At 46.3% G+C, this 19,488-nt stretch carries 17 protein-coding genes and 1 pseudogene; 7 read left to right on the top strand and 11 right to left on the bottom strand.

Features of this window, described 5'->3' with window-relative positions; translation table 11 throughout:
• The first annotated feature begins 113 nt into the window (after positions 1–113).
• Positions 114–668 (top strand): hypothetical protein, encoded by a 555-nt coding sequence (locus GW590_RS03915; protein WP_169401722.1) that lies wholly within the window; start codon positions 114–116, stop codon positions 666–668.
• 168 nt (positions 669–836) lie between these two features.
• On the opposite strand, the gene GW590_RS03905 is transcribed toward GW590_RS03915, so the two are convergent.
• From GW590_RS03905 to dalD, 7 genes and pseudogenes are all read right to left on the bottom strand, one after another.
• Positions 837–1,049 (bottom strand): hypothetical protein, encoded by a 213-nt coding sequence (locus GW590_RS03905; protein ID WP_169401665.1) that lies wholly within the window; start codon positions 1,047–1,049, stop codon positions 837–839.
• 220 nt (positions 1,050–1,269) lie between these two features.
• Positions 1,270–1,593, bottom strand: coding sequence for a helix-turn-helix domain-containing protein (locus GW590_RS03900; protein WP_169401721.1), 324 nt, complete (start codon positions 1,591–1,593; stop codon positions 1,270–1,272).
• Positions 1,577–1,935, bottom strand: a pseudogene (locus GW590_RS03895) (type II toxin-antitoxin system RelE/ParE family toxin). Before GW590_RS03895 ends, GW590_RS03900 begins: the two are co-directional and overlap by 17 nt.
• A 278-nt stretch (positions 1,936–2,213) precedes the next feature.
• Entirely contained in the window at positions 2,214–2,888 is a 675-nt protein-coding gene (locus tag GW590_RS03890) for an HAD family hydrolase (RefSeq protein ID WP_169401720.1), read from the bottom strand.
• Positions 2,889–2,937: 49 nt separating this feature from the next.
• Complete coding sequence (locus GW590_RS03885) at positions 2,938–4,224, bottom strand: RbtT/DalT/CsbX family MFS transporter (protein ID WP_169401719.1); 1,287 nt, start codon at positions 4,222–4,224, stop codon at positions 2,938–2,940.
• Positions 4,225–4,292: 68 nt separating this feature from the next.
• Complete coding sequence (gene xylB, locus GW590_RS03880; RefSeq protein ID WP_169401718.1) at positions 4,293–5,756, bottom strand: xylulokinase; 1,464 nt, start codon at positions 5,754–5,756, stop codon at positions 4,293–4,295.
• Positions 5,757–5,765: 9 nt separating this feature from the next.
• Positions 5,766–7,133 (bottom strand): D-arabinitol 4-dehydrogenase, encoded by a 1,368-nt coding sequence (gene dalD / locus GW590_RS03875; RefSeq protein WP_169401717.1) that lies wholly within the window; start codon positions 7,131–7,133, stop codon positions 5,766–5,768.
• A gap of 206 nt (positions 7,134–7,339) precedes the next feature.
• Here dalD and GW590_RS03870 point away from each other — a divergent pair, with 206 nt between their 5' ends.
• Positions 7,340–8,281: a sugar-binding transcriptional regulator gene (locus tag GW590_RS03870; RefSeq protein ID WP_169401716.1), complete on the top strand. Its 942-nt coding sequence runs from the start codon at positions 7,340–7,342 to the stop codon at positions 8,279–8,281.
• Positions 8,282–8,481: 200 nt separating this feature from the next.
• On the opposite strand, the gene GW590_RS03865 is transcribed toward GW590_RS03870, so the two are convergent.
• Positions 8,482–9,276 carry an IclR family transcriptional regulator gene (locus GW590_RS03865; RefSeq protein ID WP_169401715.1) on the bottom strand — a complete coding sequence of 265 codons (795 nt, stop codon included), beginning with the start codon at positions 9,274–9,276 and terminating at the stop codon, positions 8,482–8,484.
• A 121-nt stretch (positions 9,277–9,397) separates the two neighbouring features.
• On the opposite strand from GW590_RS03865, the gene GW590_RS03860 reads away from it, so the two are divergent.
• From GW590_RS03860 to GW590_RS03840, 5 genes are all read left to right on the top strand, one after another.
• A complete protein-coding gene (locus GW590_RS03860; RefSeq protein ID WP_169401714.1) occupies positions 9,398–10,852 on the top strand; it encodes an NAD-dependent succinate-semialdehyde dehydrogenase in 1,455 nt (484 codons plus the stop codon).
• Between the two features lie 61 nt (positions 10,853–10,913).
• Complete coding sequence (locus tag GW590_RS03855; protein WP_211186630.1) at positions 10,914–12,080, top strand: iron-containing alcohol dehydrogenase; 1,167 nt, start codon at positions 10,914–10,916, stop codon at positions 12,078–12,080.
• Between the two features lie 48 nt (positions 12,081–12,128).
• Entirely contained in the window at positions 12,129–12,920 is a 792-nt protein-coding gene (gene attM, locus GW590_RS03850) for an AttM family quorum-quenching N-acyl homoserine lactonase (protein WP_211186629.1), read from the top strand.
• 392 nt (positions 12,921–13,312) lie between these two features.
• Complete coding sequence (locus GW590_RS03845) at positions 13,313–14,743, top strand: DNA cytosine methyltransferase (protein WP_169401713.1); 1,431 nt, start codon at positions 13,313–13,315, stop codon at positions 14,741–14,743.
• A gap of 5 nt (positions 14,744–14,748) precedes the next feature.
• Positions 14,749–15,234: a very short patch repair endonuclease gene (locus GW590_RS03840; protein WP_169401712.1), complete on the top strand. Its 486-nt coding sequence runs from the start codon at positions 14,749–14,751 to the stop codon at positions 15,232–15,234.
• A 73-nt stretch (positions 15,235–15,307) separates the two neighbouring features.
• Here GW590_RS03840 and GW590_RS03835 read toward each other — a convergent pair whose 3' ends face one another.
• The 3 genes from GW590_RS03835 to GW590_RS03825 all read right to left on the bottom strand — a co-directional run bounded on the left by GW590_RS03835 (position 15,308) and on the right by GW590_RS03825 (position 19,428).
• Positions 15,308–16,507, bottom strand: coding sequence for a type II restriction endonuclease (locus tag GW590_RS03835; RefSeq protein ID WP_169401711.1), 1,200 nt, complete (start codon positions 16,505–16,507; stop codon positions 15,308–15,310).
• 335 nt (positions 16,508–16,842) lie between these two features.
• Positions 16,843–17,388 carry a Fic family protein gene (locus GW590_RS03830; RefSeq protein ID WP_328803045.1) on the bottom strand — a complete coding sequence of 182 codons (546 nt, stop codon included), beginning with the start codon at positions 17,386–17,388 and terminating at the stop codon, positions 16,843–16,845.
• A 78-nt stretch (positions 17,389–17,466) separates the two neighbouring features.
• The gene (locus GW590_RS03825; protein ID WP_169401709.1) at positions 17,467–19,428 is read right to left on the bottom strand and encodes a patatin-like phospholipase family protein; all 1,962 of its coding nucleotides are present in this window, start codon (positions 19,426–19,428) and stop codon (positions 17,467–17,469) included.
• Between the last annotated feature and the right edge of the window lie 60 nt (positions 19,429–19,488).

Below are 19,488 nucleotides of genomic sequence, written 5' to 3'. Positions count from 1 at the left end.
TAACTATCAGTCTTATATTATGATTAGCACTGTAATCCTTTACTCAATGGACTGAAAAGTACATTATTAAGAAATAATACTCTATGATCTCTTCTTGCTAATAGGCCTATAAAATGGATGTTCTGCAAACTGGTGGATTTGTTGTAAATGTACTAACCATGGTAGTTGCTATTGGATCATCTGCAATTAGCTATCTTGTTTATAAAGATAGTACATCGCCGGATGTTATTGTATATCTCGAACAAAACAATGATGCAAAAACCATTTTAAATATCGTCATAAAGAATATTGGAAAGAGTGCAGCCAAGGATGTGAAATTCAGTTTTGACAGATTATTGCCTCACAGGGCATTCCATGGCGATGCCCGTACTGACATGAAGGATAGTGCATTTATTACAGGTATCCCATTTTTGGCCCCCGGATCAAGTCGAGTATTTATGTTCGGTGATTTCAAAGGAATTAAAAACTTCATCGGTGACGAAAAAATAAAAGTCACTACTACTTTTAGCAAAGCAAACAGCAGGAATCCATTATCTAGAAAAATCGTTAATGAGAGTTATATTGAAATACTGTCTATGGTTAATGTAGACGCCTCTGATAATAGTAACTGTCGTAAAATAGCCGATAATTTATCCAAAATCGAAGAGGCATTGGTTAAGCTTAAGTAACATTATTGGACACTTTCAATTGATAAAATGGCAACTCAAACAATCTTTGATTGTAAAGGTATTCAGCCATTGGACTACCTTTAGGCCTACCCTACATATCTGAACTCACCGTTATTGCTTTATAAACATCAAGCTAGCCGAAAAATTACGCTTCCCCCAGCCCGGTTATTACCAGATAAGTCCGTTGAAGTACGGAAAGCCCGCATCCCTTCCAGGTTTGTGGGCTTTTTGGTGTCTGTAGAAGTCCGAAGAGATCCACCTGAAACCGGCGTCTATTGGTATAAGTTTATTGGTATACGCTAAGAGACCATCCTTACCTGTCAAAGCCTGACCATCCTGAAGTGCTTTCAGGGCTTTATCTAAACCGAAGGGTTGGAACATGTGTCACTCCTTTTTGGGTATATATTATTGGAATAACACAGAATTTCTAACACTCCCTCCTTTTTTTAGCAAAAAAAGCAAGAAACGATAGCCCAACATTACCATCGTTAGCTGCTATTTTTGCCTCACACGTTTTAAAGATTTTGTCCTTTATGCTTGATCTCATTCTCCCCTCAGCCTTGAGAGCGAATCGCTGTGTACCCGTATTACAATCAAGCCGTTACACTAATACCTTTAGCCCATGCTTTTGCACGACTGACAACAATTTTAACGATAAGCCATTAGGGCGCTTTGTGCCCGTTTCCCACTTCTGAATGGTTGAAACACTGGTATTGAGATAGCGTGCAAAGACAGGTTGGCTAACATTTAACTTTTCACGCAGTTCTTTAATCTCATTAGGAGCAAACTCTGCGAGGTTTTCAATGCATGCCTCATCGAAGCTACGCATAGTTTCACGAGGGATAGCATCAACACTAAATAACCCTGAAGCAGCGCTATGGATTGCTTCGAACGCCTGGCTCTTAAATTTATTTTTTGCTGTCATGGCATATCTCCACTAATTCATTATTCTTTATCAGTTTTTTAATTTCCTGTTCAGTAAGGCCCGAATAACTCTTTGCCAGCTCACGGAAACCCGTCAGTTCCTTACCACTGATATTCGCCATATCCTGTTTAGCGTAGAGAAAAGTATAGAACCAATGCGTTCCACCTTTAGCCAGGATGATAGCTCGATCTCGGTTATGATTAAGGCGCTTTTTATAGACTCCCCACCCAAGTCATCTCCTTTTTCTTGCTTCACTGCCTCGATAGCAAGACATAATTCGCTATCTTGGATTGCATGTGACCTGGCTGCTTTGGTAAACCATTTCGTTTTAAATACACACATTGAGCCGACATCCTGTTAGCCATTACTATAGCACTAAGTGATACACTACCCTTTTTATGGTCAAATTTAAAACGATTCGTCGAGTCAAATTTAGCTTCTTGTACTGCGTCCATGCTGAGTGCACGAACAGCATTGGCAAGCTAAAATCGCGAATAGCGTCAATATTGTCCCCAACCGTGGTGACCTTTCTGAGTTTTTTCAAAAGAGTCATGGTTATTACCTTCAAATCGGCAAAGGCGTAGCCAAATAAACCGGGTCTGAGCGTACTTATTTGACATTTACGCTACTGGCTCATGCTGCAATACCGTTGATGCTATAATCGCCTGAAGCAATGCGGGCATTGAGTAATAACGCCCCAGTGCCCCACTAAATTTGTCATGATGACAATCTTCGGTCACCACCAAGGTTTTCATCCCAGCGGCCTGCGCCGCCTGAAATCCACTCTGGCTATCTTCAATTACCAGACAGTCAGCTACCGGGAGATGCAGTTTACTGGCAGTGGCGAGATACACCGCCGGATGCGGTTTTCCGTGCGCCTCGTCATCGGCACTGGAAATCACCTCAAAATAGTGCCAGAGCCCTAGTTTACGAAACACAGCATCAATCACCTGGTGGGATGATGACGTCGCCAGCGCGAGGCGATAGCCCTGTTGCTGAAAATAGGTCAGTGCTGCATAAATACCCTGCATCGGCTCGCCATGGGTGCTGATAAGCGCGGTAACATGGGCAATGATCTTTTTTTCCAGCTGTGAGGACACCCCAATAAGGTCAAATTTTTCGCACCAGACACGTGCGATCTCATCCAGACGCTTACCTTTCGTCAACGTCTCACACTCAGTTGCATTGACTGTTACATCGTAGTCGGCAAGCGCCATAATCTGCGCCTGCTGCCAGAAGGTCTCTGAGTCAATAATGACGCCATCCATATCAAAAATGACTGCTTTTATATGCATATTTATCACTCTTTTGGGGCTGGCGGCTCTCCCCGCCAGCCAACTGACATTACGAGATTTGCACGTTTTTTGCGGTACTGATTGCACGGGTTTCGTTGCTCTCAAATCCTGGCTGTTCGACACGAATGTAGGCACACAGGAAGAAGGCAAGAACATACAGCGTGGTATAGGCTACAACGACACCTATCGTGCTGAAGTATGGTAATACAATCACTGCAATCGCCGGTGCAAGGAAGTTAGACAGGCCAGCAGACAGGTTGTAGACCGAAATCGCCGCCCCTTTGTGCTTCGGTTCCAGTGCCGGGAACACCGCAGCCATCGGCACGAATGCAGCCACAAAGATCCCCAGTAAGATGGCCGGAACCAGTGCCATAGCGAAGTTATGTCCGAAGTACTGCGGGATGTAGTAAAACGCCAGACTGGAGAGTGCCATGCCCACACAACCGAACCAGCGCACGACTTTCATCCAGCCCATTTTCTCCCCCAGAATGCCCCAGAAGACATTGGAGAAAATGGTCGTAAAGAAGAAGACCGCCCACACCTGCAACCACTCCGAGGTGGTGAACCCCAGTTTGTCAACGAACATCATCGGCATGACAATCGCAAAGCCGAACAGCGACAGGGTATTAATGATACGCACCATGCTGGAGAGCATAATGTTACGGTTGGAGTAAATCAGTGTGGCTGCACGGCCCAACTCATTGAACTTCTCGCGGGTGGTCAGATTCTGCATATGATGCGGTGTCTTAATATGACGCATGGAAACTATCGCAATCAGGCCACCTGAGATACAGAACACCAATGCCATCCATAGGGTACCCAGTTCCCCAATATGCGGAATAGTAAAGCTGGGAATATAGCTACCGAATACACCGATACCGATAGAGTAAACCGCCCAGAACCAGCCGAGTGCGGAGCTGACACCATCGCTTTTCACGTTATGGACGATGGCAACGATGAAGGAATACAGGAACAACGGATAGGCAAATCCACGGATACCATAGAACAGCAGCATAAGCCCATAGTTAGCGTGGCCCAGACCAAAGGTCAGGAACAGCACGTGGAAAACACACCATATCAGAAAGCCGATAAGCATGGTTTTTTGCGGCGTAATAATCTCCGCCACTACGCCAGAAACCCAGGCTGAAAGTGCCGCAGCCAGGCCGTACAAAGTAAACGCGAAAGACGCTTCTGCCGGTGTGAATCCCAGCTCGGTAATATAGTGCGACAGAAATGCCAGTTCAAAACCATCGCCGGTCATAAATATCGCGATGGCAATATAACCCCATATCAGATTCAGGGGTAAACCGAACCACTGTTTATTATTCAAAGACATACTGACCTCGTTTTTAGGGTACAGGAAACCACTCCGACATATTTGCCGGAGGGTTTTTATGATTGAAGTTAGTGTTTCCGATAATTCAGGTCGTTTACGTACAAGGCTTTAAACTGTGCATACCGTTGCATAAGCGTTTTATGGCGTTGGGCATCGGCAGACCAGGTTTGATAAATTTCTGGTTTTTCACAAACTTTGTTAAGTGGTTTTCCTGCTGCCAGGCAAGCCAGGCGAGCGGCACCCAGTGCACCACCGGTTTCCCCGCCTTTGTGGGTGACCACCGGCATATTCAGAATATCGGCCAGTAGCTGCGCCCAGAACGGGCTACGTGCGCCGCCCCCCACCAGTGAGCACTGGTCGATACGGGTTCCACTTTCCTGTAATACCCGTAATCCGTCGGCAATCCCAAAGCTGACCCCTTCCAATACCGCATACCCCATCAGTGCACGCTGGCTGGAGTGGGTTAACCCCTGGAACATCCCTCTGGCATCAGGATCGTTATGCGGTGTGCGCTCACCGGAAAGATACGGCAGGAACATCGGTGCATTGGCCTTTTCTTGCGCACTGAGTTGCGCTATCTCTTCGAGCAATGCCACTTCGGTCACCCCCACCAGGCGGCAGAACCATTGCAGGCAACTGGCCGCACTGAGCATGACGCTCATCTGATGCCACAGATTGGGCAATACGTGACAGAAAGCATGTACCGCCGACTGCGGTGCCGGGCGGTAAGCATCCGTGACTACAAAGAGCACACCGGAGGTTCCCAGTGAGATAAACGCATCTCCCGGTGAAACGGCGCCAACACCGATCGCACTGACGGCATTATCACCGCCACCTCCCGCCACAATCACCGACGCATTTAACCCCCAGTGTTCGGCAATGTGCGGATCCAGCTTGGCAGACAGGTCGCAGCCCTCGACCAGTGCCGGCATATGACGTCGTGACAACCCGCATTTTTCCAGCAGTGCATCAGACCAGTCGCGTTTCTCAACATCCAGCCAGAGCGTCCCGGATGCATCTGACATATCGGATATTTTTTTGCCGGTCATTTTGAAACGCAGATAATCTTTCGGCAGCAATACCGTATCAGTACGTTTAAAATTCTCCGGTTCATGGCGGCGGACCCACAGCAGTTTCGGTGCCGTAAATCCAGGCATGGCCAGATTGCCCGCTATCTGATGCAACTCCGGGGCGATTTCTTCGAGCTCGGCACACTCCAGTGCGCTGCGGGTGTCGTTCCATAGAATGGCAGGACGAATAACTTCACCGGACGAATCCAGCAATACTGCCCCGTGCATCTGTCCAGAAAGCCCAATCGCCTTGATAGCCTGCCAGTGCTGACCGCATTTTTCCCGCAACGTACTCATCAGATAATCCGTCGCTTCCCACCATTCCTGTGGCGATTGTTCTGACCAGTGTGGATGGGGCCGCTGAATACTCAGCGGCACACTATGGGTGGCAACAACGTCATTATTTTCGTTAATGACCAATGCCTTGACTTCAGACGTGCCTAAATCGATCCCTAAATACATAGCTACCTCTCAATGCATCAGTGAGTAAACTGCCGCGATCTTCTCACGCAGGAGCGCCGCGAAGTCTTCACGTTCAGTCAGCTCGCCAAACAGCGCTTTATCGCTGGCATAGACCGCAATAGGGTCGGCGGCATTAAACATGCTATGAACCGCCTGCGCATCGAGAATGCCGTCCTGGTATTCGTACGGCAGAGTGCCTTTATGCCACTGCTCCATAAAGACGAAGAACAGCGCTGGCAGCATGGCGGTGGCTTCCGGGCGAGCTCCGCGCTGATAGCATTCCAACAGCGTCGGGGCAATCATTGCGGGTATTTTCGAGAAACCATCGGCGGCGACGCGCTGGTTGGTATCTTTGATATACGGGTTAGTAAAACGCTTCAGTACCACATCACGGTATGTCGGAAGATCAATACCGTTATCGCCAAGGCACGGGATCACATCTTCGGTCACGTAGCGGTCGGCAATAGCATAAATGTAATCAGTCAGAGTGCTCTCATGGATATACTGCTGCCCGACCAGGGTGCCAGCCCAGGCAATGCAGCTGTGAGATGCGTTAAGGATGCGAATTTTCGCCTCTTCATAAGGGATGACCGATTCGACCATTTCCACTCCCACGGCCTCAAAATTCGGACGCACATCGCGGAAATTGTCTTCCACCACCCACTGAATAAAGGTTTCACCCATGACTGGCGCTTTGTCTTCGATACCGGTTTGCGCCTTGATGCGCGCAGGAAGATCTGCTGCCGGACGCGGCGTGATGCGGTCAACCATGGTATTGGGGCAAGTTGCGTTAATCGCCAGCCAGTTAATCACTGCCTGTTTGCCGGTTAATTGCAGGAACTCAATCAGCCCATCATGAAAACGTTCACCGTTATGGCGCACGTTATCGCAGTTGAGCAGGGTTAACGGCCCGGCATTATTTGCCATACGCTGTTCGAGAATACGAGTGATCGTACCGTAAATCGTTTTGCAGCCACCCTGCAGATCGCAAATCAGATCGGCATTGGTGGTTTCCAATTGATGGTTGGTTTTCAGATAGTAACCGCCTTCTGTCACGGTAAAGGCAATCACTTTGGTTTGTGGCTTCGCACCTTCATCAATTAACGGCTGTAAATCTTCCTGCCAGGGCAGCAGTTTCTGGATGGAAGTGATCTCTTCGTAAACACGCTCGCCTTCCGGGCTAACAGTTTCAAGGACATAGCGGCCATTTTGCGCCATCAACGTCTCTACAACCCGCTCAGAATCACTGCGAATATTGCCTGCTGCAATGTGCCAGGTGTTATAGCCAGAAGCTATCAGACGATGTAAATACCACGCCTGATGTGCACGATGAAAAGAACCCAGACCGATGTGAAGCCAAGTGAATTGATTGTTCATGTTCTGCTCTCCATTGAGGTTGTGTGACTTACTGTATCTGGTCATTTGAAGCCAAAAAGATAGAGTGATCACAAAAGAGCAAAAGACCAACAAAATCACAATTGATCGATTCTGAGCAACTACTTGCCTCACAACTGAACTACCACCAAAATGCGCTATCAGGACGGTAGATTTACCTTGTGACCGTATTTTTAAGGCAGAAAACCATGAATAAAGAAGATGATATCAAGCTGGATCAGAAGGTACGTGCCGCATGGATGTATTACATTGCTGGTCAAAATCAGAGTGATATCGCCAGTCTGTTGGGCACATCCAGGCCAGTGGTACAGCGACTTATCGCGGCAGCAAAAGAGGAAGGTATTGTCTCTATTGGTCTGCATCATCCGGTGGCGCAATGCCTGGATTACGCAAAATTATTGCAGGAAAAATATCAACTTATCGATTGTAATATCGTTCCCGTGTATAGCGAAGAGAGCGTGCTGGACAGTGTTTCGTTCGGGTGTTATCAGCTTATGGCCCGTTATCTGCGCGATGATAAGCTCAAAATCATCGGCATCGGTTCCGGGTTGACGCTTAAAAAAACGATTCAGCGTATCGACTTTCACAGCCTGAACACGCGCTGTATCGCGCTGATTAGCGCCATGGACAGCAATGGTCAGTGTAACTATTACGATGATGTCCCTCTGCTGCTGGCACGAAAAATTCAGGCAAAATATTACCAGTGGCCCGTGTCACGTTATGCACAATCCGTCGATGAGCATACACAGTGGTGTTCCAGTCGCCTGTTTCGCAGCGTGAATTCTGTGGCTGAACAAGCCGACGTGATTTTTGTCGGTATCGGTTCGTTAAGCATACAAAGTCCGATAGTTAAAGATGGCTTTATCAATCATGAACAGCTCGATGAGTTGAAAGAACTGGGGATCATCGGTGAAATTCTCGGCCGCTTTATTGATGCCCAAGGACAGGTAGTGGATTGCGAAATCAACAGCCTGATAACCAGTTACGACATCCGTCAGAACCAGTGTCCGCGTATCGCAGCGGCCTACGGTGAAGATAAGCGCCCGAGCGTTCTGGCGGCACTGAAAGGTGGGTGGATCAACGGATTGGTCACAGATGAACACACCGCTCGCTGGCTGTTGACCCGATGAATGACACTGTTACAAACTTGAGCCTGATTTGATGGTGGGGCCTGAGGGTCAATGAGGTAAAAAAACCACGCTTAATCGCCTCGCGACAGCAAGCACTAATGGAATGGACGCTCCACATGGCGGGTTAGAGTGAACCCTGGATTAGGGAGGCATATCCCCCAAGCCCCTCTAATCCTGTGGATTGACTTCCAATGGACACACTAAGAAGAGGACATGGCATTCCCCAGCCTCGCGGAAAGTGAAGCGGCGATATTTACCAGCTTATTGCCAATAGTCTCGATGGTGGAGGCTGCCGCTTCCTGTTCCAGCATACTCACGGCCAGACCCGCCACCACTTGCCCTGAAAAGTCATATACCGGAGCGCCAATACAGAACATCCCTTCACGGATCTGTCCGTCATCGACCGAGTAACCGCGTTGGCGGACCACGGCCAACTCCTGCAAGAGGGTGGTAAGTGATGCCACGCTGCGGGCAGTGAGCGGCTTAGGCCAGCCAGTTTCAAAGCGACGGCAGATATCCTCATCATTCAAGGTGCTGAGAATCGCCTTACCTGTTGCGGTAAAAGGGGCCGGCAGGCGCATCCCGATCCGGAATGTAAACCCCAAAGCGGCTTTGCTGTTGGAGCACGCGACGTAAACCACTTGCTGACTGTCTAATATCGTCATAGTTACAGTGAAATCACTCAATTCGCGTCGATCTTGCAGGAGCCGCTGGAATTCCTCGACCAGATCTGTCTGACCAATAAAGGCATTAGCCCAATTCATCACTCGCCCTCCAACCCGGTAGGTCCCGGCATCGGTACGAATCAACATTCCCAAATCCACCAGCGCGGCACATAAGCCATGTGCAGAACTTTTAGGCAAGCCCAGTAATGTCACGATCTCAGTAAAAGTCGGAGGTGTGGGAAGTTTGCTGACTGCATCCAGAATCTGTACGGCGCGGCGTAATGCGGGCGCACTGCTTCCGGGGGTTTCTGTCTCTGTATTTTCCGGCATAGGTCTCACTTTTTAACAGTAATTTGACGTTTAATTAAATTTTGTGCCACAATTCTATATAGTGAATTTAGTTCAATATACTGAACTTGTAAATAAAAATTCCTCTGTCAGGAGGGGAAATATGCTCGATTTACGCGATCCATCGTTATTCAAGGAAAGGTGTTTGCTCGTTGGAGAATGGCGTCCTGCCACCAACGGCGCAACGTTTCCAGTAACAAACCCGGCCACGGCTGAAATCATTGCCCATGTCCCCCAGCTTGAAGGGGCAGCAATTGAAGAGGCGATTATCGCAGCGCAGCGCGCATTTTTGCTCTGGCGCGAGAAAACGGCTAAAGAGCGTTGCGTGATATTACGTCGTTGGTTTGACCTTATCACTGAAAACAGCGCTGACCTTGCCGCCATCATGACCGCGGAGCAGGGAAAACCGTTGGCCGAATCTCGTGGCGAAGTGGCGTATGCCGCATCATTTATTGATTGGTTTGCCGAAGAGGGGAAACGTATTTACGGCGATGTGATCCCTTCGCCACAGGCCGATAAACGACTGGTGGTACTCAAACAACCCGTCGGTGTCTGCGCCGCCATTACCCCCTGGAATTTCCCCGCGGCCATGATCACCCGTAAAGCCGCACCAGCTCTGGCCGCTGGCTGCGTCATGATCGTCAAACCTGCAGAGCAAACGCCGCTGACCGCATTCGCGTTAGGCGAACTGGCGATGCGCGCCGGCATCCCGGCCGGTGTGCTGCAAATCGTTACTGGCGATGCAAAAGTCATCGGCAATGTATTAACGAAGAGTGAAGTCGTCAGAAAACTCTCTTTCACCGGTTCAACGCAGATCGGGCGCTTGTTGATGGCACAGTGCGCACCTACGCTCAAGCGTATTTCTCTGGAGCTAGGAGGAAACGCCCCCTTTATCGTCTTTGATGACGCTGACATTGAAGCCGCCGTTGACGGTGCCGTACAGTCCAAATTCCGCAATGCCGGTCAGACCTGCGTCTGCACCAACCGTTTTCTGGTGCAGTCGGGGATTTACGACCAGTTTGCACAGCGTCTGGCAGAGCGTGTCAGAAGTTTGACCGTAGGCAACGGCGTTGATGCCGGCGTTCTGATTGGCCCCCTGATAGATGAAGATGCCGTCGCAAAAGTAGAGAGCCACATTCAGGATGCCAAAGATAAAGGGGCAGAAGTAGTAACAGGCGGCAACCGGCATAGCTGCGGTGGGCTATTTGTTGAGCCAACGGTGATTGTTAACGTCACTCGCGACATGCTTATCGCGCGGGAAGAGACTTTTGGCCCTGTTGCCCCGCTGTTCCGTTTTGATACAGAAGAAGAAGCGGTAGCAATGGCCAATGACACTGAGTTTGGTCTGGCGGCTTATTTCTTTACCGAAAACAGCAAAAGAATGTGGCGGGTTGCAGAAGCACTGGAGTACGGCATGGTGGGTCATAACACCGGGCTTATCTCCAATGAAGTTGCACCGTTTGGAGGAATGAAACAGTCAGGGATCGGCAGAGAAGGCTCAAAATACGGTATCGACGAATACCTTGAGATCAAATATTTCTGCACATCGGTAGGGTGATCCTTGCGTTTTACGGTTAACACTCACCCACATTTATTCACCAGTAAAGAGGGAAAGTATTATGTCAGATGCTATGCAACCCTTTGAATTTAGAACAGTGCCATCGATGCTAGTGGAATGGTCAGGCGCACAGCGCCTCGGGGAGATCCTGTCACCGCGTTTTACTGCCCGTAAAGCACTGATCGTAACGGATGGGGGATTAGTCAAAGCCGGTTTGCTAAAGCCGATCGAAAAAAATCTGCACGACAGCGGTTTCGATGTCGTGGTTTTCGACCAGGTTATCGCCGACCCACCGGAAGCCATTGTCCTTGAAGCCGCACGTATCGCACGGGACAAGCACATCGATATTGTGATTGGGCTTGGTGGTGGTTCCTCGCTGGATGTGGCAAAGCTCACGGCGATACTGGCGCAGTCGGAACAGGAGCTCAGTGGGTTATACGGTATTGATAATGTTTTGGGCGAACGATTACCGCTGGTGCAAATTCCAACGACGGCGGGTACGGGGTCGGAAGTGACCAATATTGCGATTCTTACCACCGGTGAAACAACCAAAATGGGCGTGGTTTCCCGCCAGCTCTATTGCGACTTTGTTCTGCTGGATGCGGAGCTTACCGTTGGACTGCCTGCGACACATACCGCGGCGACGGGTATTGATGCGATGGTACATGCCATCGAGTCTTACACCAGTAAGCACAAAAAAAATCCGTTATCTGATGCATTAGCCCGGGAAGCTTTACGCCTGATCTCACAACATCTGGTCACGGCCTGTCATGACGGTTCGAACCGACAAGCCCGCGAATCCATTCTATTAGGTGCAACACTCGCCGGTCAGGCTTTCGCCAATTCACCGGTCGCGGCGGTACATGCGCTGGCCTATCCGCTCGGCGGTCATTATCACATTCCTCACGGCCTCTCGAATGCACTGATGCTGGGTGTGGTATTGCGTTACAACGCCAAAGTGGCGGCACCTTTATATGCGGAACTTGCCGACGTACTCAATGTGGGAAAAAAAGGAGATATACCGACGCGTTGCAACGCGTTTATTGATGCAATGATCAGCATCATGGATGAAAGCGGTGCGCCGAGACGGTTACGCGACGTCGGGGTGAAAGAGGATACGCTGGCCTTGCTGGCTTCAGATGCGATGAAACAGACCCGTCTTCTGACCAATAATCCAGTCGAGGTAAAAGAGGCTGACGCTTTGGCGCTTTATCAGCAAGCCTTTTAATCATCTCGCCAACACCCTACGAAGTGAAACGTGAAAGGACATAATAAAATGACCGATATTCGCCTATATATGTTTCAAACCGGCTCGCTGAAGTGCAAAGTTCACAATATCAAAATGAATCAGGGAAACGGGGCTGATTATGAAATCCCCGTTCCGTTTTTCCTGCTGACTCACCCTAATGGACATACGCTGATTGATGGCGGTAATGCCGTTGAAACCGCCACCGATCCTAAAGGGTATTGGGGAGGGATCACCGAGGTTTATTGGCCGGTGATGAATGAAGATCAGGGCTGTGTCGCGCAGCTAAAAAGTATGGGGATCAATCCCGAAGATATTCGCTACGTCTTACAGTCACACTTGCATCTCGATCATACCGGTGCGATTGGCCGATTCCCCAATGCGATACACATCGTTCAACGCAGGGAGTATGAGTACGCCTTTACTCCTGACTGGTTTGCTGCGGGAGGGTATATTAGAAACGACTTTGACCGGCCGGGCCTGAAATGGGAATTTCTGGAGGGTGAAAGCAATGATTTCTATGATATCTATGGCGATGGAACACTGAAAACGGTGTTTACTCCCGGCCATTCGCCTGGGCATCAATCAATCCTGGTCAACTTACCTAATTCAGGTCCGATGCTGCTGACGATTGATGCAGCCTATACAACGGATCACTGGGAAGAGAAAGCGCTGCCAGGATTTATGTCTTCAGCCGTTGAGGTAGTGCATTCAGTGCAAAAAATGCGCATGTTAGCGAGCCGGACAAATGCACAAGTAGTGACAGGCCATGACCCCGATGCCTGGAAAACCTTCAGGCACGCACCTGAATACTATGATTGACAGGCAGTTATCACACTGAGTGAATATTGAATATCACCCAGGAAAGCAAGGTGCTTTTCATTTTTGGAGAGCACCTTATTCAGCAGAGATGTAGGAGGCTGACGCTTTCACCCTCAATAATTCGCGTAAATGTTGTACATTGTTTAAGGGGGGTTGACCAAGGCACTGAAACTAGAGGTCACATCCCCTTGGTATGCAACCGCCCTGTTGGCAACATCGTTGTCCCCCTACATCAATACTTACGAGGACTCCCCCTCAATTTTATCAACACACTTCAGAATGTATTAAAACCCAGAAATAACTGTTTATGTATACAGTTACTTGACCTTTATTCTGGGTTAAGTTAGTGATAAACTATCACTAGAAAATCCCTTATGGAAATGGCATCGCACATGAACGAGTTAGAGTTACTTGCCCAAAACCTGATCGCTCAGAACGAAAAAGATCAGCAAAATAAGCTAGAAGAAGATAAAGCGTTAATCAAAAAACTCGTTGAAATCTATGATCAAAAGTATGTTGCCGAGGCTCTGCGCGCAGTTAGCCACAACGACTGGACTCGTGAAACACTAAACCGCTGGCTGAACGGTAAAACCGCACAGAAACCATTTACAGCACTTGAAGTGAAGATGCTGAACCGGCTTTTGCCTGAACCACCGAAAAACCATCCGAACTATAATTTCCGATTTATCGATCTTTTCGCAGGTATCGGTGGGATTAGAAAAGGATTTGAAGACATCGGTGGCCAGTGCGTTTTTACCAGTGAATGGAACAAGGATGCTGTGCGCACTTATAAGGCAAACTGGTACTGTGACTCACAAAACCACAAGTTCAACTCTGATATTCGAGAAATAACGCTAAGTGATAATGATAAAATAAGTGAACAAGAAGCATACGATAATATTGATCGTGAGATTCCTGATCATGATGTTTTGTTAGCAGGTTTTCCTTGCCAACCTTTTTCCCTTGCAGGTGTATCAAAAAAGAACTCTTTGGGTAGAGCTCATGGGTTTGAATGTGAGACACAAGGTACTTTGTTCTTTGATGTAGCCAGGATTATTGCATCTAAAAAACCTGCTATTTTTTTACTAGAAAACGTAAAAAACCTTAAAAGCCATGATAAAGGAAATACGTTTCGTGTAATTATGAATACACTCGATGAATTAGGCTATATTGTTTCCGATGCTGAACACATTGGTTCTGATGACCCCAAAGTTATTGACGGAAAACATTTCCTGCCTCAACATCGTGAGCGAATTGTTTTAGTCGGATTTCGCCGAGACCTTAACATTGATAAGGGATTCACTTTACGAAATATAAAAAATAGCTACCCGTCTCGCCGACCAACAATTCATGAAATTCTGGATGAAAAAGTAGAAAATAAATACATACTCTCTCCATTATTATGGAAATACTTATATAATTATGCAAAAAAACACCAAGCTAAGGGTAATGGCTTTGGTTTCGGCATGGTTTATCCTGAAAACCCTGAGAGTGTTGCACGAACTTTATCTGCCAGATACCACAAAGATGGGTCTGAAATACTTATAGACCGTGGATGGGATATGAATTTGGGAGAAATAGATTTTGATGATAAGAATAATCAGGAAAATCGTCCAAGAAGATTAACTCCTCGAGAATGTGCTCGGCTGATGGGATTCGAGTCACCAACAGGCACTCAATTCCGAATTCCGGTATCAGATACTCAGGCATACCGTCAGTTTGGAAACTCTGTAGTTGTTCCAGTATTTGCAGCAGTAGCAAAACTTCTTGAACCTTATATTGCTAAAGCTATTGAGCAAGATAAAAAGAAAAAGGTTGCGTAACTAGTATGGCTGACGTCCATAACCCTGCCACTCGCAGCAAGAACATGAAAGCGATACGGACTTATGGCACAGCCATCGAAAATACTATATCTGATGTATTATCAGAGTTAGGATTCGACTATCTTATTCAAGTAAAAGATCTGCCAGGAAGGCCCGATTTCGTTATAAGCTCTCACCAAAAAATTATATTCACTCATGGATGCTTTTGGCATCACCATAATTGTTACCTTTTCAAATTACCAGCTACTCGTACCGATTTTTGGCTGAACAAAATTAAAAGTAATATTGAAAGAGATCGAATAGTGAATGAAAAATTGATTAATAATGGATGGAGCATATTAATTATTTGGGAGTGTGCTGTCAAAGGCAGACTAAAACTATCACGAGAAGAATTATCAGCAAGAGTTGAAGAGTGGATTTTTTCGAGTAATTCATCGGCAGAGATAGATACTCATGGTATACATATTCTGGATATTGGGAAAGCCATTTAGACTTATTGATAGCAATCGAAAGCTTTCCCTGTTTTAAAAATCCAGTCTGACTTAACCAGCCTGGTGAATTTGATTATATATCTTTATATAATTCAGATAGTTCGGATATAAACTCACCAAGAGTCATAAGCTCATCTCGGATTGCTTTAGGATACTTCTCATGCAATGCTGCGGGCACTACAAGTTTGACTTGCTCTTGCTGCATTTCCCGAAATTGTGCTACTGAAACCCCTTCCTGGAGAGTAAATAAATGAATATTACCTATTCTGTCGGCCTCGTTGAGAATTTGTCTCCAGCGGTCTTTACAGGTTGTTTTCACTGCAAGCATTCTGAGGTTTTCGTCTGGAAAATTGTTGTTCTGATAAGCTACGGCTGAAGGGAAAAGAAAATCTGGTTTTTTATTACCTTCGGTCACAGCCTGAGTAGCAAAATGCCGCAGCCCATGTTCAGTAAATAGTTTTTCCAGGTGTATCTCAAGCGACTTCCCTGCACGAGATTTCCTACGGTTACTAACAGAATTTGCCATTTCAATAAATTCATTAACTGTTTCAAAGCCTTTACGAATTTTATCCAGGACATTTATTTCCTCAACCAAGAGGAAAATTTCATATTCTACACGCCGCCTGTCAAGAAGTTGCATATCAGGATCGGCATTACCCTTATTATAGTAATCGGCAGCATAAATAATAATATCCTTCCCAGAGGGGAACTTTTCTTTCCACAAATCCGGAATTTTATATTTAACATTTGGAAGATCTTTAACGGGTGCATAACCTCCGAGGATTGTATTAGCGTTTCCATGTAAATAATTTCCCGGGATAATCTCACCAAGTATGGATTCAACGATATCTTCCTCAGCTGAATTTTTACATACCCAGACGTCGACCTGACTAGCATCACTGCCTTCAATTAAATCAAAAGCCAAAATCGCAATAGTGCCAGTATTTTCGGGATCCTGGAGAGGACTACCTCCCCATCTGGTTATTCGTTTCTCATTTCTTGTCCCGCCAAAGAACTTACTGTTGTAGTAAATTGCTCTTGGGGTAGAATTAGAACATTGGTGGGAGGAAAAATGAGCATTTATAAAAACATCAGGATTTTTTTCACGAATATGGTTAATTGAGGGAAAAAGTTTGTCAACGACTTTAAATGGTATATAAATTCCGACCTGATGCCCCCCTGTTGCTCCGGTGTCGTTTGCCGATAGTCGCTTTATGAATAAATAACTATTTTTTTCTGTATTTTCCATCAACCAAGAATGTATGTCAGACATTAAATACCCCATAAAAATATTTTAAGTAATGTATCACTATACCGTCAGTTCGGCATATAGAATATATTTAACATGCTAAAAACCATACAAAGCTGCATTTTTGATAGTACTATAACTTTTTTTTAAGGGTCAATCCCCACGACTAACTTCGCACACAGAACTCTAAATTTATATCAAATTTTCATAGACATTTAGCTAAAAAATGCCATAGAACGTGATAAAAGAACGAAATTAACCACTGATAAGCATCGATGACATAAATATTTACTCTTAAGCAGTTATAGGTTACTAACCGAGTGCAGTTAAGTTATGGGAACTGACAGAAGAAGACACTCTCAAACCACCCGCCAACGGCCATTCTTGGTCGCGCCTATACGCTTGATTTTTTGATTATCCGGCAATACTTTTAGATGTCGCTCAATGGTCCGCGAGCTGATAACCAGTTCTGTCGCAAGCTGAGCAATGGTTAGCATCGGTTTGTCGGCCAATAAACCCAGAATATTTTGCGCCGTCTTACTTAACTTGGCTCGGTTTTCTTCCGACATTTCTTCCGACAGTTTGTCGTAGGCAAATGCTTTCCCTGCAAGCCCTTCGGCTAATGCTTCACGCAATTTATCCAGCATAAAGCTGATAAATGCACTGCAGTCACTAACCCGGTCGCACTCACCGAGTACGCGGTAATACTCCTGCTGTTGGTTGTGGATTAAGGTTTCTACCGGCAACCATGCCAGCTCTGCTCGCCATTCACTAAGAATTAACCTTTGCCACAGACGGCCCATTCTTCCGTTGCCATCAGCGAATGGGTGAATAAATTCAAATTCATAATGAAAAACACAACTTGCAACCAACGGATGGATATCCGTATGTTGTAACCAATGCAAAAAATCGCTTAACAAGCGGTATCGTTAACACTCGAGTATTTATAGCACGCTCTCTGCTTAGTGCCGCAAAAACACCTGCTAAGCTTTCAATTGCGCCAAAATTGCTGCATTCATCTGTACTTGGCTATATGGTTGAACCAGACTTTGCGCGGTTGGCTTTGGTTTAGTGGTATTTTGTATATTAATCAGTTGATCTTTGACAATTCTCAGTATACAGGGAGAATCGATCGGGGCAGATAGCACACTCTTTAACTTTTCTAATTCTGCGAGAAGTGACATATTCTTTTTCTTCACTGCTTTTTCAATTAATGGGTATATTTTATCTCTGATAACCCGATCAGCCTCCAACTCAAGATCAATAACTTTAAAATGCTTTATGGCAATATCTACCACTGTCCCACCAAGATTGGTATTGTCCTGATTGGTGCGAAGTGCGGCGGCCAGAGAATGATCATTCTGTGAAATCAGCAATTGCGCAATGGCTTGTGCTTTCTCCTGTTCTTTTTGAGAATCATTGCCGGAAGGGAGTAATGCATCAAGTTCATGGCTCAATTTTTTCAACACGCTGATATTGTGATGAGTATTCTTGACATGTAAAGATTTACTCGCTTCTGTAATCGCATTGCGCGCACTCAGACGTAGTTCCATCACGTTATCAAGGAGTTCACAGCCAATATCTCGGCAGGACTCTTCATTTGAGCAGACTTCAGTAAACAGCTCTTCTGGCATATTCAATAAAAATTCATGCATTGATGAAAAATGATACTCGGGCTTGATTTGTGCGCGCGAACTTAAATATTCCAAGGTATTTTGATAGGCATTTGCCTGTAATTGCTGTCTTATTTTTTCGGACATATTGAAATTCAACGTTCCGCTGATAAAACCACTATAATCCTTGCCATTGACGAAGGAATTAATATTAACGATATTATTACTCGCCATTAATTCAATGGTTTTTTCGTTGACGTAACCTACAGGATAGCTATTTTGTTTCGAGCCGGTTATATTTTTAGCGAGAAAATTTTCTGTTGCGTCGCGTGTGGCTAATGGATTTATTAGCGGCTCGCCGACTCGTATAGAAATACTCGTATCCTCAAACATTTTATTGCCATAACCCATCAGCGGTTCCATAAAACGCGGGGAGAGCATGTTTAAGACATAACCGCCGTCGGCTTCGTTTTTATTATTGGTATCATGCCTGTCAGCGGTTATGGCACTCGACGTTGCGGAGATACGCGCGATATCCTGTTCCCGACATCCTGGACTGTCGCTATTGTATAGCCGAAGCCCATCCTTACCCGAGGTGGTATTAATAACGAGTCGCTTAACCCCGCGGACGCCATGATCCTGCAACTGAGCCAAATCTTGAAAACTGACACGTCCTAGCGGAGAATTGAGTTTTTCATGAATATCTTTCACCGCATCAGGGATCTGCATATTTTCATCCAGAAATTTATTAATGCATTTCAAGACACTCTTTTTAGCCATTTCAGCCAAAAAATTTTCCAGTTTCTCATAGGTGCTAAAAACATATCCCCCCGTCATTATTCGCAATAAGGAAGCCCCTAGCGAGCTGTTACGCGCCGACTTGCTGCCAAGAATAACTTTACTGGTCAAGTTGAAAACTTCTTGGGTAATATCATCGGCAGACATCCCTGTGGCCACGGCCAAAGCGAGGATAGACCCCGCCGAGGTTCCTCTGACTTCGCGAATATCAGCTAAAGCGCCTACGTCTTCCAGTGCAGAAATAGCACCAGGGTATGAATATCCCTTAGCGCCCCCACCGCTAAATACTAATCTATGCAAAGGCGAGTTTTTTTCTAAAACAACCCTGATATGGCCATTCTCATCGGAAAAAACAGACAACCCCCTGATGCCAAAACCTCTTAGCACCGTGCATTCATTTGGCTGGTCGTAGTCAACTTTAACTGCAGGCACCTCTACAGCAGGCTGTGAAGAAGCTTTATCAATTTTATTTTTTTCATCATAGAGATAGAACGCAGGTTGCTGTGCGGTGCCCCCCGAAATTGCCTTTGACATGTTTAAAATCCATTTTAATCATCATGCCATAAAGATTGCCACAAGTGCGGGCAAGGTCCT

Origin of the sequence: Rouxiella aceris, assembly GCF_012933545.1 — a bacterium.
Lineage (GTDB): Bacteria > Pseudomonadota > Gammaproteobacteria > Enterobacterales > Enterobacteriaceae > Rouxiella > Rouxiella aceris.
This window is presented reverse-complemented; position numbering and strand designations above follow the sequence as displayed.

Coding starts and splice junctions, on each gene's coding strand:
- GW590_RS03915 (WP_169401722.1), top strand. CDS start 114: ATGGATGTTCTGCAAACTGGTGGATTTGTTGTAAATGTACTAACCATG.
- GW590_RS03905 (WP_169401665.1), bottom strand. CDS start 1,049: ATGTTCCAACCCTTCGGTTTAGATAAAGCCCTGAAAGCACTTCAGGAT.
- GW590_RS03900 (WP_169401721.1), bottom strand. CDS start 1,593: ATGACAGCAAAAAATAAATTTAAGAGCCAGGCGTTCGAAGCAATCCAT.
- GW590_RS03890 (WP_169401720.1), bottom strand. CDS start 2,888: ATGCATATAAAAGCAGTCATTTTTGATATGGATGGCGTCATTATTGAC.
- GW590_RS03885 (WP_169401719.1), bottom strand. CDS start 4,224: ATGTCTTTGAATAATAAACAGTGGTTCGGTTTACCCCTGAATCTGATA.
- xylB (WP_169401718.1), bottom strand. CDS start 5,756: ATGTATTTAGGGATCGATTTAGGCACGTCTGAAGTCAAGGCATTGGTC.
- dalD (WP_169401717.1), bottom strand. CDS start 7,133: ATGAACAATCAATTCACTTGGCTTCACATCGGTCTGGGTTCTTTTCAT.
- GW590_RS03870 (WP_169401716.1), top strand. CDS start 7,340: ATGAATAAAGAAGATGATATCAAGCTGGATCAGAAGGTACGTGCCGCA.
- GW590_RS03865 (WP_169401715.1), bottom strand. CDS start 9,276: ATGCCGGAAAATACAGAGACAGAAACCCCCGGAAGCAGTGCGCCCGCA.
- GW590_RS03860 (WP_169401714.1), top strand. CDS start 9,398: ATGCTCGATTTACGCGATCCATCGTTATTCAAGGAAAGGTGTTTGCTC.
- GW590_RS03855 (WP_211186630.1), top strand. CDS start 10,914: ATGTCAGATGCTATGCAACCCTTTGAATTTAGAACAGTGCCATCGATG.
- attM (WP_211186629.1), top strand. CDS start 12,129: ATGACCGATATTCGCCTATATATGTTTCAAACCGGCTCGCTGAAGTGC.
- GW590_RS03845 (WP_169401713.1), top strand. CDS start 13,313: ATGAACGAGTTAGAGTTACTTGCCCAAAACCTGATCGCTCAGAACGAA.
- GW590_RS03840 (WP_169401712.1), top strand. CDS start 14,749: ATGGCTGACGTCCATAACCCTGCCACTCGCAGCAAGAACATGAAAGCG.
- GW590_RS03835 (WP_169401711.1), bottom strand. CDS start 16,507: ATGTCTGACATACATTCTTGGTTGATGGAAAATACAGAAAAAAATAGT.
- GW590_RS03825 (WP_169401709.1), bottom strand. CDS start 19,428: ATGTCAAAGGCAATTTCGGGGGGCACCGCACAGCAACCTGCGTTCTAT.